The organism is Methylovirgula sp., from assembly GCF_037200945.1.
GTDB lineage: Bacteria > Pseudomonadota > Alphaproteobacteria > Rhizobiales > Beijerinckiaceae > Methylovirgula.
In genome coordinates, this window is the sequence record NZ_JBBCGP010000001.1 from 1628840 (window position 1) to 1642367 (window position 13528).

The 13528-nt window shown below is 60.9% G+C and carries 13 protein-coding genes; 4 read left to right on the plus strand and 9 right to left on the minus strand.

What is annotated here, in order from left to right; translation table 11 throughout:
- Positions 1-13: 13 nt before the first annotated feature.
- From WDN02_RS07950 to WDN02_RS07985, 8 genes are all read right to left on the minus strand, one after another.
- Complete coding sequence (locus WDN02_RS07950; protein ID WP_337292974.1) at positions 14-2731, minus strand: molybdopterin-dependent oxidoreductase; 2718 nt, start codon at positions 2729-2731, stop codon at positions 14-16.
- Positions 2731-3066 (minus strand): nitrite reductase small subunit NirD, encoded by a 336-nt coding sequence (gene nirD / locus WDN02_RS07955; protein WP_337292975.1) that lies wholly within the window; start codon positions 3064-3066, stop codon positions 2731-2733. The genes WDN02_RS07950 and nirD overlap by 1 nt, the downstream gene beginning before the upstream one ends.
- On the minus strand, positions 3066-5555 hold the full coding sequence (gene nirB, locus WDN02_RS07960) for a nitrite reductase large subunit NirB (RefSeq protein ID WP_337292976.1): 2490 nt from the start codon (positions 5553-5555) through the stop codon (positions 3066-3068). Before nirB ends, nirD begins: the two co-directional genes overlap by 1 nt.
- Before the next feature lie 10 nt (positions 5556-5565).
- On the minus strand, positions 5566-5985 hold the full coding sequence (locus tag WDN02_RS07965; RefSeq protein WP_337292977.1) for a globin family protein: 420 nt from the start codon (positions 5983-5985) through the stop codon (positions 5566-5568).
- Positions 5986-6011: 26 nt separating this feature from the next.
- Positions 6012-6173, minus strand: a complete 162-nt coding sequence (locus tag WDN02_RS07970; protein ID WP_337292978.1) for a hypothetical protein — start codon at positions 6171-6173, stop codon at positions 6012-6014.
- A gap of 39 nt (positions 6174-6212) precedes the next feature.
- On the minus strand, positions 6213-7520 hold the full coding sequence (locus WDN02_RS07975) for an MFS transporter (RefSeq protein WP_337292979.1): 1308 nt from the start codon (positions 7518-7520) through the stop codon (positions 6213-6215).
- A gap of 380 nt (positions 7521-7900) precedes the next feature.
- Positions 7901-9124: a CmpA/NrtA family ABC transporter substrate-binding protein gene (locus WDN02_RS07980; RefSeq protein WP_337292980.1), complete on the minus strand. Its 1224-nt coding sequence runs from the start codon at positions 9122-9124 to the stop codon at positions 7901-7903.
- On the minus strand, positions 9121-9732 hold the full coding sequence (locus WDN02_RS07985) for an ANTAR domain-containing protein (protein WP_337292981.1): 612 nt from the start codon (positions 9730-9732) through the stop codon (positions 9121-9123). Before WDN02_RS07985 ends, WDN02_RS07980 begins: the two co-directional genes overlap by 4 nt.
- A gap of 152 nt (positions 9733-9884) precedes the next feature.
- On the opposite strand from WDN02_RS07985, the gene WDN02_RS07990 reads away from it, so the two are divergent.
- A complete protein-coding gene (locus WDN02_RS07990) occupies positions 9885-10814 on the plus strand; it encodes a glutaminase (RefSeq protein WP_337292982.1) in 930 nt (309 codons plus the stop codon).
- 5 nt (positions 10815-10819) lie between these two features.
- On the opposite strand, the gene WDN02_RS07995 is transcribed toward WDN02_RS07990, so the two are convergent.
- Positions 10820-11074, minus strand: a complete 255-nt coding sequence (locus tag WDN02_RS07995; RefSeq protein WP_337292983.1) for a DUF2735 domain-containing protein — start codon at positions 11072-11074, stop codon at positions 10820-10822.
- A gap of 351 nt (positions 11075-11425) precedes the next feature.
- Between WDN02_RS07995 and WDN02_RS08000 the strand changes: the two genes are divergently transcribed.
- From WDN02_RS08000 to WDN02_RS08010, 3 genes are all read left to right on the plus strand, one after another.
- The gene (locus WDN02_RS08000; RefSeq protein ID WP_337292984.1) at positions 11426-12463 is read left to right on the plus strand and encodes a glutamine synthetase beta-grasp domain-containing protein; all 1038 of its coding nucleotides are present in this window, start codon (positions 11426-11428) and stop codon (positions 12461-12463) included.
- A gap of 131 nt (positions 12464-12594) precedes the next feature.
- Positions 12595-13062 (plus strand): hypothetical protein, encoded by a 468-nt coding sequence (locus WDN02_RS08005; RefSeq protein ID WP_337292985.1) that lies wholly within the window; start codon positions 12595-12597, stop codon positions 13060-13062.
- Positions 13063-13087: 25 nt separating this feature from the next.
- Positions 13088-13528, plus strand: a complete 441-nt coding sequence (locus tag WDN02_RS08010; RefSeq protein ID WP_337292986.1) for a YeeE/YedE family protein — start codon at positions 13088-13090, stop codon at positions 13526-13528.

The window sequence follows — 13528 nt, forward strand, 5'->3', positions numbered from 1 at the left end:
ACCGGCGCCGCGATTACAAAGTCGCGGCGCAGGGTTGCTTTTCATCCGGCGCGGTTTGCATGTCGCCTTGATGTGCCTGGTTCAATTGCTGGTTCGCGTCGATGATCTTCCTGATCTCGGCGCGGCACGAGCCGCAATTGGTGCCGGCCTGCGTTGATTGTCCAACCGCCTCGACGCTGCTGCAGCCAGCAGCGATGGCGGCGGTGATCTGGTTTGCGCCGACGCCGAAACACGAGCAGACAGTGGCGCCACGATCAAAGCCGCCGGCGCCGGGTCGCGCTGCGATGATCGAGAAACGGTGGCGCGGATCGGCAAGGCTCACCGATAATTGTTCGACGGCCCAATCGCGCGAGACGGACACCGGCTCGGCGGCGAGAAACAAGGCGCCGACGAGGCGTTCGCCTTCAAAGCAGGCGAAGCGATGCTGACCGCCTGTCACGTCCTGATAGAATAGAAGATCGGCATCGCGCCCGCAGCCGAAAAGCGAATTAGCAAAATCCGTCCAGTCGCGCGCGCCACCTGCCAGCGCAAGTTCGAGGCGCCAGCCGCCACGACATTTCGCCAGTGCCCAATAATCCGCATCGAGATCGCAAGGACGATCGGCCAAGACAGCAAAGCCATAGGTATCGGCTTCAAAGCGTGCGACATCGACAGCCACATGTTTGAACGCCGGCTGGCCGGATTGGGGATCGGTGGTCGAGGGCACAAGGCTATCGACCCGCGCCTGTGATGCGAATTGGTCGTTCCAATGCATTGGGACAAAGACGGCGCCGCGCGCCTGCCGTTTCGAGAGAAGCGCGCGCACCAGCACAAAATGATTCGCGGAGGAAATGCGCACGACATCCGCATCGTGGATGCCGAGTCTCGCCGCATCGCGCGGATGGATTTCGGCGAAAGGTTCGGCGAGGTGCTGCGACAGGCGCTGGCTCTTCGCCGTGCGCGTCATCGTATGCCAATGGTCACGCACACGTCCGGTGTTCAAGACGAACGGGAACTTTGAATTTGTGCGCGTCTCGACGCAGGGCGTCACAGCGATGAAGCGGCCCTTGCGATCCGCCGTATAGAAATTTCCGTCGGCAAAAAAACGCGTCTCGCTTGGCGCGCTCTTTGTCGGGCGCGGCCATTGGAAGGGCACCATGTTGTCGAATTGAACCGCGTCGATATCGGCAAAGGCGCCGATATCGAAATCCCGCGCGCCATCATTTTCAAAGGCCGAGAGCGCGGCATATTCGGCGAAAATCTCTGCTGCGGACTTGAAAGAAAAGGCATCGGCAAAGCCCATACGTTGGGCGACGTCGCAGATGATGTCCCAGTCCGGCCGCGCAACGCCGGGCAGCGGCAGAAAACGCCGCTGTCGCGAAATCCGCCGCTCGGAATTGGTAACGGTCCCGTCTTTCTCGCCCCAGGCTGCCGCAGGCAGTTTGATATGCGCGCAAGGCAGCGTGTCGGTCTCGGCGACGACGTCCGACACGACAACCAAGGGGCAGGCTTTCAGCGCGGCTTCGACGAAATCCGCGTCGGGCATGGAGACGACCGGATTCGTGCCCATGATCCAGATCGCCTTGATGCGCCCGTCGGCGACAGCGCGAAACATCTCGACGGCTTTCAGTCCCGGCCGCTCTGCCATCGTCGGTGCGCGCCAGAAGCGTTGCAAGCAATCGCGATGTTCGGCGTTTTCGATCTCCATATGCGCGGCAAGCGTGTTGGCAAGGCCGCCGACCTCGCGCCCGCCCATCGCATTGGGCTGGCCTGTGACGGAAAATGGCCCCATGCCCGCCCGGCCAATGCGCCCCGTTGCAAAATGGCAATTGATGATCGCATTGACCTTGTCGGTGCCGGCAGAGGATTGGTTGACGCCCTGGCTGTAGACGGTGACGACCTTTTCGGTCCGCGCGAAGAGCGCGTAGAAGGCACGAAGTTCATCCGCCGCGACGCCGGTCTGTTCTGCGATTTCATCAAATGACATGGCGCTTGCCGCGGCGAACGCGTCATCGAAGCCGCTGGTATGCCCGGCGATATAGGCGCGATCGAGCGCGTCGTGGTCCGCAAGCCATGCAAGCAGCCCGTTGAAGAGCGCGACATCGCCGTCAGGACGCACAGCCAGATGCATCTCTGCAATGTCGGCTGTCATCGTCCGGCGTGGATCGACGAGCACGATCTTCATCTGCGGGCGCTTCTGCATTGCCGCGGCGATACGCTGATAAAGAACGGGATGGCACCAGGCGAGATTGGAGCCGACGAGGACGATCAGGTCCGCAAGCTCGAGATCTTCGTAGGTTCCCGGCACCGTGTCTGCACCGAAGGCGCGCCGATGTCCGGCGACGGAAGAAGCCATGCAGAGCCGCGAATTGGTGTCGATATTCGCCGCGCCGATGAAGCCTTTCATCAGCTTGTTGGCGACGTAATAATCCTCCGTCAGCAATTGACCGGAGACATAGAACGCGACCGAGTCCGGGCCGTGTTCGGCAATCGTGCTCGAAAATGCCCCGGCGACGAGATCGAGCGCTTCGTCCCAGCTTGCACGATGGCCGTGGATCGAAGGATACAGCAGCCGGTCGTCGAGATCGACCGTCTCGCCGAGGGCCGACCCCTTCGAGCAAAGCCGTCCGTAATTCGCGGGGTGCTCCGTATCGCCGCGGATCGCGACGCTGCCGTCGCCCGCGACGCTCGTGATGACGCCGCAACCAACGCCGCAATAGGGGCAGGTGGTTTTGGTCGCCGCGGCTTCCATTATCCGGCCAGCCGCATGGCTGCGTCCAAAGCGAGATAAAGCTTTTCGCCATCCCGCCGCAGTGGAATGGTTTTGACGCTTCCCTTATCCGCGCCGAGCGCCATGCCAGTTTCGAGCGAGATGACCCAATTATGCAGTGGGCAGGTCACGGCATTGCCGTGCACGATGCCCTGGCTGAGTGGGCCGCCTTTATGTGGGCAGCGGTCTTCCATGGCGAAGAACTGATCGTCCATCGTGCGAAAGACTGCGATCCTGCCTTGCGGCGTGACCACGCAACGCGCGCCGCGGCGGGGAATATCGGTGACGGTGCCGATGTCGATCCAGTTCATGATCATCACTCCGCTGCCGGAGCAAAATCGATAACCGCCATGGGCTTGAACTCGTGCTTGTGCTTGCGCGACACGCGTTCCTCCCACGGATCGACTTGCGCGAATTTCTGCGAGAAGACGAAACGGTCAAAATAGGCTTGGCGCTTATCCGCATCGTCGAGAATCTGACGGCGGATTTCGGCGACGCCGACGCGTTTCGTCCATTTGTATATACGTTCGAGATAACGCGCCTGCTCGCGATACATCTGCACAAGCGCGACGATCACCTCCAAAGCCTCGTCTTCCGTCTGCACGAGACCGAGGACTTCGGTGCTCTTGATGTCGAGGCCCGCCGCACCGGCGAAATGGATTTCGTAGCCTGAGTCCACGCAGATCACGCCGACGTCCTTACAGGTCGATTCGGCGCAATTGCGCGGGCAGCCAGAAACCGCCATTTTGACTTTTGCCGGCGTCCACGACCCCCACATGAATTTCTCGATGCGGATGCCGAGACCCGTCGAATCCTGCGTGCCGAAGCGGCACCAATCCGTGCCAACGCAGGTCTTCACCGTGCGGACGCCTTTGGCATAAGCATGGCCGGAGACGAAGCCGGCCTGGCCCAGATCGGCCCAGACGGCGGGCAAATCCTCTTTCTTCACGCCAAGCATATCGATGCGCTGGCCACCGGTGACCTTCACGGTTGGGATGGCAAATTTCTCGACCACATCGGCGATGGCGCGCAGCTCGGCCGCGCTCGTCACGCCGCCCCACATGCGCGGCACGACGGAATAGGTGCCATCTTTCTGGATATTGGCGTGCGCGCGCTCGTTGATGAAACGCGACTGATAATCGTCGGCATATTCATCCGGCCATTCGCAGACGAGATAATAATTCAAGGCCGGGCGGCACTTCGCGCAGCCGCAGGAGGTTTTCCATTCAAGCGCCTGCATGACGGCGGGAATAGTCTTGAGACTTTTCGCTTTGATGAGGCGGCGCACGTCATCATGGCCGAGATCGGTGCAATTGCACATTGGCTGCACCGCAGCCGGGTTATAGGCCTCGCCCAGGCTGAGCTTCAGCAATTGCTCGACAAGGCCGGTGCAGGAGCCGCACGAGGCGGAGGCTTTGGTGTGGGCGCGAACATCGTCGAGCGAGGTCAGGCCTTTGGCTGCGATCGCGCTGGTGATCGCGCTCTTGCACACGCCGTTGCAGCCGCAGATCTCTGCGTCATCCGGTAAGGCTGCAACGGCCGCCATAGGGTCCAGCGGGGCACCTCCCTGATAAGACTGGCCGAAGATGAGCGTCTCGCGCATGTCGGAAATGTCGACGCTCTTTTTTTTCAGATCGTTGAACCAGGCGCCGTCGCCCGTTTCGCCGAAGAGCACCGTGCCGATAATGCGATTGTCCTTGAGCACAAGCCGCTTGTAGATGCCGGCCGACCCATGCCGCAGAACGATCTCCTGACGATCTTCGCCATCGGCAAAATCGCCGACCGAGAAAAGATCGATGCCTGTGACTTTGAGCTTTGTCGCCGTGTCATTGTGGACGAAACCCGCCGCTTCGCGCCCCGCGAGTCGTGCGGCAAGAACCTTCGCCATATCGTAGAGTGGCGCGACAAGGCCATAGGTGTGGCCGCCGACTTCGGCGCATTCGCCGATTGCCGAAATGTCGGGGCCGGAGGTCTGCATATGGGCATCGACAAGAATGCCGCGGTTCACATCCAGACCGGCGCGTTTGGCCAAAGCGCCGTTGGGCCGGATGCCCGCGGCCATGACGACAAGCGTTGCTGGAATGATCGTGCCGTCGGCCAATTCGACGGCCTCGACCTTGCCGTCGCCGAGGATCGCCTTCGTATTCGCCTTGGTGATCACCTTGATCCCGCGTGACTCGACGGCCTGCTGCAACAGATAGCCGGCGGCGGAATCAAGCTGGCGTTCCATGAGCGTCGGCATCAGGTGCAGCACGGTGACATCCATGCCGTGCGAACTGAGCCCCGCCGCGGCTTCGAGGCCGAGGAGGCCGCCGCCGATGACGACAGCCTTAGCGCGCGATTGCGCGGCGAGCATCATGGCATTCACATCGTCAAGATCGCGGAAGGTCAGAACGCCGGCCAGATCGTTGCCCGGCACCGGCAGGATGATTGGCGTCGAGCCGCTGGCGATGACGAGCTTGTCGTAGCCTTCTGTCACGCCGTGGTCTGAGGTTACCGTCTTCGCGTCGCGGTCGATCGCGACGATCTTATGCCCCTTATAGAGCGTGATATTATGCTTGATGTACCAGCCGTCGCCATGGATGACGATCTGCTCGTACTCCTTCTCGCCCGAGAGGACGGGCGACAGCATGATGCGGTCGTAGTTGACGCGCGGCTCGGCGTTGAAGATCGTGATCTTATAGCGATCCGGCGCCTCTTCGAGCAGATGTTCCAGCATCCGGCCTGGTGCCATGCCGTTGCCGATGATGACGAGCCGCAGCGGCTCGTTCGAGGGCGAGGTCGGAAATTTCTTGTCCTGATACATTGCGTTCGCCTCAAACTTCGGATGGCGCAGTGGCCGCGGCAATCATCGCTTTGCTGAGAAGGCCGTAGGCTTTGGCCCACGCCTCCGACGTCTCTGGCGTGAAAGCCTCACCGAGCCCTTGCTGCAATGTCCACAGCAGGGCGAAGCCGACGGGTTCGTAATGCCGCGGCTTGACGCCAAACTCGACATGCCGAACCGCCAACGCCTTGACCGCCGGCATGATGCTGTCGAACCGGTCGAGACTGCGTACGACCGTGCCGAGCGTCATCATCAGTTTGCGGCCCTGGTCTGCCATGTCGCCTTTGAACAGCGGGCGAACCTCGGGCGCGATTTCGAACAGCCGCCCATAGAACAAGGCGGCAGCGTCGTCCGCGATAGGCACGACCTTCTCGAAACTCGATTGTACGAGATGGATTTGTTCGGGCGTCATCGGCGTTCTCCGATCTCTATCGTGCGTCAGTGCTTTCCGGGGAAACCACCGATGCCGTGGAACGTCATGAAGAGCGAATAGGCGCTCACGGCGATAGCGATGACCATTTCAAGTGAGAGAAAGGCGACGCCGTATTTGTACCAGGGCTCATATGGCTCTTGCGTGTCGGAGGAGATTGGCGCGTGCATGGGAACCTCGTAGTTCATGTGAGAATGATCGGATAAGGCTCACGCGTCTTCGACGGCGAGCGCGCTCGTGAAAATGCCGTGCTCTTCAGGGTGACGCTCGTAGCGCGCCGCCCAGAAGTAGAAGAGGATGATCGGCACGAACATGTAGAGGGCGACATAGAGGTAACCCATGTGGATGTTCGTGCTCGCTGCGAAGATGAGCGGATAGACGATCCCGGCCGCCGTCGAAACGCCGCCGATGAAGCCCGCGGCCGTGCCGGGCCGGTCGGGGAAGAGCAGCGGCACGAGTGCGAATGTGCCGCCAGTGCCGAACGAGATGAAGACGCCAAGCGCGACGAGCGTCAGTACGGACGCGTGCAGCGACCCGGTAAGCCCGGCGAATGTCAGGCCGCCCATGGCCAGTGTGATGAGAATCAGCGCGATGCCGAGCCAATGCAGGCGCGGCGCATAGGGGAGCGACTTGGCAATGAATGGCAGCGGCGTCCAGCCCTTACGCTGGAACAGGTCGGACATGAAGCCCGCGAACGGCCGGAACAGCGAGGCGCAGAAAGATTCGACCGCTGCGAACGTGCCCGCAGCGATTTGCAAGCCCGCGATATTGGTGAAGCCCAGCGCCAGGATTGCCGCGTGGTAGCCACGCGTGAAATAGCCCGGCAGCCAGGCATTCATCGCGACCTCAAGACCAAACGACATCGCATAGGCAAGCATCAGCGCGACGGCGATATAGCGGCTCCAGACAAAAGCTGTGCTGCGCAGATCGCTGCGCTGGCGGGCGATGGCGCCCTGTTCGACTGTCTTGGCCGCGCGTCCACGGATGAGATACCAGGCCGCGATGAACAGCGCGATGATGCCGAGCCAAAGAAAGGCGGAATGATAATCGGTGCCGAAGAGGCGCGGCAGAACCAGCGCGCCCATGCCGGCGCCGACATTGCCCGTGCCCGCATAGAGACCTTCAGCGGTGCCGATCTCATTGGCATTGAACCATTGCGCGACATGCTGGATGCCGACAACAAAGGAAACGCCGGCGATCGCGACGAAGACACGTTCTACGAAGAGCAGCTCATAGTTTTGCGTGAAGGCCGAGGCGATCGAGACGAGGCCGCAGACGACAAGGATCACGGCGAATGTGCGCGGGGCGCCGAAACGATCGGAGGCCCATCCGGCTACCACGCGGCCGATTGGCGCCATCCAGATCGCGGAGCTTGCGAGCAACCCGAGCGCCTTGATGCTCAGATGGTAATGCGCGGCAATGCTTGGGCTGAATGCTGCGGTGGAAAACCACATCAGAAAGCACCAGAAGAAGCCCACGGTCGCAATAATGAGCTGCTCGACTTTATGCGTCTTCATCCCCTCTGCTCCTCACTCTGCAAGAGGCGCAATGCGGCGATGGTGCTGACCGGGCAGCAGCACATGGCGCTCGCGCGCGAAAAATTCACGGGCGACAGCACACGAGCTACGAACACATAGATTTTCATCGGCCTGGCACGCATCAGCGCTTAGCGCTGCCGGATTCATCCGGAATGCGAACCGCCATTAGCTCGCGAGAAACGATGCTGAGACGAAACTATCCGCCATTAGATAGTTTGCTGACGGCGGCAAAAAGCGCGGGCCGACGGAAAACGGATCGCAAGAGGTGTGCCATCGCCATTGCAGAGCGAAAACGCAAAATCCAAGCGAGCTGTTGCGCTTGCCGCGAAGCAAAACGCTCAGATGCTGAACAATATGGATCAAAACTTGTGCAGCGCACTCTTGGCTGTCGGGTCGCCCGTCGGCGGCACTTTCTCAGGCTCGAAGACGGTGCCGTCGCAGAAACGATCTGCCGGCATCGCAAGCGCCTCGGGCGCAGCCTCGAGCATCCACGGCTTGTCGTGCGCGCCTTCGTTTTTCCAATCCACGGTCGGGACGGGGATGTCCATCGTTTGCGCCGCCGCGCGATAAAGATCAGGGCGGTAGACGCGCGTGGTGAGGTCGCGCAGATCGACAGTGGGATCAATCAACCCCCAGCGGCGCATCTCGTTCAAAAACCAGAGGCCGTGCGAACGCCAGGGAAAGGTCGCCGCGCCACGATAAAAAACGCACGCACTGTCGCCCATTGCGCCGCTGGGCAGGGAGGCAAGGATCGCGTGACTGTCGAGCGCGAAATAGCGGCGGCGCGACAGCAGCGCGGCAATGTAGGAGGCATTCTCCGGCGCGTCGCAAAATTTTGCCGCACGCAAAAGCGCGCGCAACGCGGTGGTCAGGGCTTGCGGGTTCTCTTCGGCCCAGAGTTCGCGCACGGCGAAGGCTTTTTCCGGCGCGTTCGCCCAGACATCGTGCGACGTCGCGATCGTCACGCCAGCGCCGGCACGGCGCGCCACTTCGCCCCACGGCGCCCCGGCGCAAAAGCCGGCAACGTGGCCCGAGGTCAAGGCCTCAACAGCACGAGCCGGTGGCACGACCATCAGTTTCACGTCGCGTCCGACTTCAATTCCGGCGGTCGCGAGCCAATAGCGCAGATAAAGATTGTGCGTTGAATAGGCGTGGACGATTCCGAGCGTCGCAGGCCGCGCACGCAAGACCGCGGCAAGCGCCTCGACCGTCGAAAGATTATCCCGCGCGGCGCGCTCCTGCGTTTGCTGCGCCAGCGCATTGTTGAGCGTGATGGTACTGCCGCGCGAACTGATCGCCGAGGGAATCAGGAGCGGCTGCACGGGGCCGCGCAGCCCCATCTGCACAGCGAAAGCGAGCGGCGGCACGACGACTGCGGCATCGAGGAAGCCGAACGCGAGCTTGTCGGCGATATTCGCCCAGGAGGGTTCGACAAAGAGTTCGGTCTCGATGCCCTCTTCGGCGAAGAAGCCGAATTCATGCGCCACCATCGCAGGGGCGCCGTCGGTGAGATGGAGGAGCCCGATCCGCATTTTCGGTGTCGCGGTTTTCCGCGCCGCTGACAGCGAGACAATGTCGCTCATGATCGTTTCTCTCCCGCCTTTTCTTCTGCCTTGGGCGAGGACTCGATGTCGTGCTCTCTGACGAATTGCGTCACGACCTGAGCAAGCTTGCGGTTTTCGTCCATGGCCTTTTTCTGCAGCCAGCGATAGGCCTCGGGTTCGGTCATCTTCCGGTGCTTCATCAGAATGGCTTTCGCCCGTTCAATCGCGCGGCGCTCTTCCAGTTGCGTTTTCGCGGCGGCGAGTTCGTCCTCGACGCGGCGATAGCGGCGGAAGAGTGCGACCGCCGAAGCCATAATCGGCTTCACGTCCTGAAATGCTATTCCCGAAAGATTATAGGAGCAGACGCCGGCGGCAATCGCGTCTTCGACAAAACTCGGGTCGTCACTGTCGGCGAACATCACCACGGGCTTGTCGGCGGACACCGCGCGCACGTCTTCAAGCGCGTCGCGGTCGGGGAGTGCCATGTCTATGATGATGAGGTCCGGCTTCGTGCGTTCGACGGCTTCGCTGAGATTGGCGCCTTCGCGGGCGTGCAAGACCTCGGCAAAGCCGGCGCGCGCCAGGCTTTCCGTCAGCGCTTGCGCGCGCATTTCATCGCTATCGATGAGCAATATTCGAAGCTGCACCCTTTATGTTTCGCCGAGCCGGCCGTGTGGCGCAACAGGCTTGTCGCCGCAATCGCGGGCGTCCCCTCATGACATGCGGGAGGGAGACTTGACTTGGATCGCTATTGCCGCAATTGACCGGCTCGTTCGCAATCGCGAAGCGGGTTTTCCACATGTCCCAACTTGAAAGTGCCGTAAAGGAAATCGCCGAGGAAATGCGGCAGCGGCCCGATCGGGGTGAGGTCGCGACCTATATTCCGGAACTCGCGCGTGCCGATCCCAATGCATTCGGACTGGCCGTGGTCGATGCAGACGGCAATGTCGTCTATGCCGGCGATGCCGATACACCATTTTCGATTCAGAGTGTCTCCAAGGTTTTTACGCTGACGATCGCGCTCGGCATGGTCGGAGACCGGCTCTGGAACCGCGTCGGCCGCGAACCCTCGGGCAGTGCCTTCAATTCGATCGTTCAGTTGGAGCGCGAACGCGGCATCCCGCGTAATCCCTTCATCAATGCCGGCGCAATCGCGGTGACGGATGTCATTCTGTCCGGTCATCAGCCGCGCGAGGCCCTGGGCGAAATTCTCCGGTTCATGCAATTTCTCGCCGACGACCCATCGATCACGATCGATAAGGCGGTCGCGGCGTCGGAAAATCGCACGGGTTTCCGCAATCGCGCGCTCGCGAACTACATGAAGTCCTTCGGGGTGATCGAGAACCCAGTTGATTTTACCCTGGGCGTGTATTTCCACCATTGCGCGATTGCGATGTCGTGCCGCCAATTGGCGATGGCCGGCCGCTTTCTCGCTTACCGTGGCCGCAATCCATCGACCGGCCTGCAGGTCGTGCAACCCGACCGAGCCCGCCGCATCAACGCCATCATGCTCACATGCGGGCATTACGACGGCTCGGGCGAGTTCGCTTATCACGTCGGCCTGCCAGGCAAGAGCGGCGTCGGCGGCGGTATTCTCGCCATCGCGCCCGGAAAGGCGTCGATCGCTGTCTGGTCGCCCGGCCTCGATGCCGCGGGCAATTCGCATCTGGGACGGATTGCCCTCGAAGAACTGACCAAACGAATGGGCTGGTCGATCTTCGGTGCCTGAGGACGTCAGAAAAGTTTGACCGCGACGCCCTTGGCCTGCGACTCGCTTTCAGCGTCATCCCACCACGAGACCGTGCGGGGCTTTCGTGCCACCTCTTCCTCGTGCATCGCCGCTTCGTGATACCAGCCGCTCCCGGGCGATGCCTTGGCAACCCCGAGCGCGTTCAGATGGGCTTCCTGCAGTCGCGCCCGCAGCGTGGCACGGCCGCCCGCCGGGAAGGCGTAGATCTTGGCCGATGAAAAGGTGGAATTCGGGCTCATAGCTATCTCAGTCCTGGAGGGACGGGCCGATCCTTTAAGACCCGTCCGGCTTTCGCCTTGTTGTGCGAAATGCACAATTTGAGTTCAGATCGATGCAATTCAAGGCATCCGATCCGCCCCGCGTCCGGGGTAACGCGCTTGACGGCCTGAAGTTGCCGGCTTTCATGTCGGAAAGGGCGCCGAGCACGTCAGACTTCCAAAGCCTTGCGCGCGCGGTGCCAGCCGGCACAAGGGGAGATGGGCCACTGGCATAGCAAATGCTTAAAAATGGCGTCCCAGGCAAAGAAATTCCCCTCGCCTGCCGGTAAAAATAACGGCTTTTCCAACCTCCGCCGTAAAGAGGAAACTGTGATGACAAAGTACAAGCTCGAGTACATATGGCTCGACGGCTATACGCCAGTGCCGAGTCTGCGCGGCAAAACGCAGATCAAGGAATTCGATGTTTTCCCGACGCTTGAGCAATTGCCGTTATGGGGCTTTGACGGCTCTTCGACGAACCAGGCCGAAGGCCATAGCTCGGATTGCGTGCTGAAGCCCGTCGCGGTCTATCCGGACGGTGCGCGGACCAACGGCGCGCTCGTCATGTGCGAAGTCTTGCTGCCGGATGGCACCGCCCACCCCTCAAACAAGCGCGCGACCATTCTCGACGATTCCGGCGCGTGGTTCGGCTTCGAGCAGGAATATTTCTTCTATAAGGACGGCCGTCCGCTTGGTTTTCCGGAGGCTGGCTATCCGGCGCCGCAGGGTCCCTACTACACCGGCGTTGGCTACAAGAACGTTGGCGACATCGCCCGCAAGATCGTCGAAGAGCACCTCGATCTTTGTCTCTTCGCCGGCATTAACCACGAAGGCATCAATGCCGAAGTGGCGAAAGGCCAGTGGGAATTCCAGATTTTCGGCAAGGGCTCCAAGAAGGCCGCTGACGAGATGTGGATGGCGCGGTATCTTCTCCAGCGCCTCACCGAAAAATACGGTGTGGACATCGAATACCATTGCAAGCCGCTCGGCGACACCGACTGGAACGGTTCCGGCATGCACGCGAACTTCTCTACTGCCTATATGCGCGACGTCGGCGGCAAGGATTATTTCGAAAAGCTGATGAAAGCTTTCGAGATCAATCGCGAAGATCACATCGCTGTCTATGGTCCCGACAACCATATGCGTCTGACGGGCAAGCATGAAACCGCTTCGATCCACGAGTTCAGCTACGGAATCGCGGATCGCGGCGCCTCTATTCGCGTGCCCCACAGCTTCGCCAAGAACGACTACAAGGGCTATCTCGAGGATCGCCGCCCGAACTCGCAAGGCGACCCCTACCAGATCGCTTCGCAGATCCTTAAGACGATCGCCTCTGTTGGCGAGGGCAGCGCCGTTTCGGCCGCGGCCTGATGATTATTGCTGCGGCGGGGTCGAGTCCCGCCGCAGTGCTTCGGTGCTGTAGCTGTACTTGTCAGACGAGATTTGAGCTTTAATTCATTCGATAATCGGCTTTGCTTTCAAGATATTGACTAGGCAAAGAATTGATCGAGTTTCGCTTTGAACGGCTTATCGGAGCCGATGCGGCGCGGGTCTTCGCGCTACTTGCCGATCTCCGCGATTATGATCGATGGCTTCCCCGCTCGACGGCATTTCACGGGACTTCGCGCATATCCGAAGGTCCCATTCGCCTGGGTACAACCTATGTCGAAGAGAGCCCGTTCGGCATCCGGCGCGGGATCATCACCGGCTTCGTGCCGCCGACGATTCTGAATTTTGAACAACCCATGCAACTCAAGCCGGCCTTTTTCGGCGAGATTGGAATCAAGCTTTTCCATGCGCTGACGCCGCAAAGGAAGGGCGTGCAGGTGCTGCGTCAGCTCGAGCTGACGCCGAAAGGGCCGGTGACGCTGTTCGCGCCGGTCATCGCGCACGCCTTTCGCATTGAGAACGAACGCATGATGACGGCTTTGCAGAGTTTTGCCGAAGCGGAGACCGGCAACCGCGTTTAGGTGGCGATTTGATCATACTACCGCCGTGCCTCATATTCCCCGCATGACGAGCTTCACACCTCTCTCGGGGCTTCTCGGCGGCGTGTTAATCGGCCTGTCGGCCTCGTTGCTGATGTCCTTCAACGGCTGTATCGCTGGGATCAGCGGTATTCTTGGTGAATTCCTTGCATTCCGGCGCAGCGAGATGGGCTGGCGGCTCGCCTTCATCGCCGGCCTTGTCGTCGCGCCGATCCTCTATCGTGCCTTCTCCGGGGCCCTGCCTTTCACGATCACGCCTTCGATGCCTGTGCTCATCGCCGGCGGCCTGCTGGTCGGGATCGGCACGCGCATGGGTTCGGGCTGCACAAGCGGCCATGGCGTCTGCGGTCTTGCGCGGTTCTCAAAACGTTCGCTGGCTGCGACTCTTATTTTCATGGCGGCTGGAATCGCGACGGTCTTCGTCGCGCGTCATCTTATCGGGGGTTAG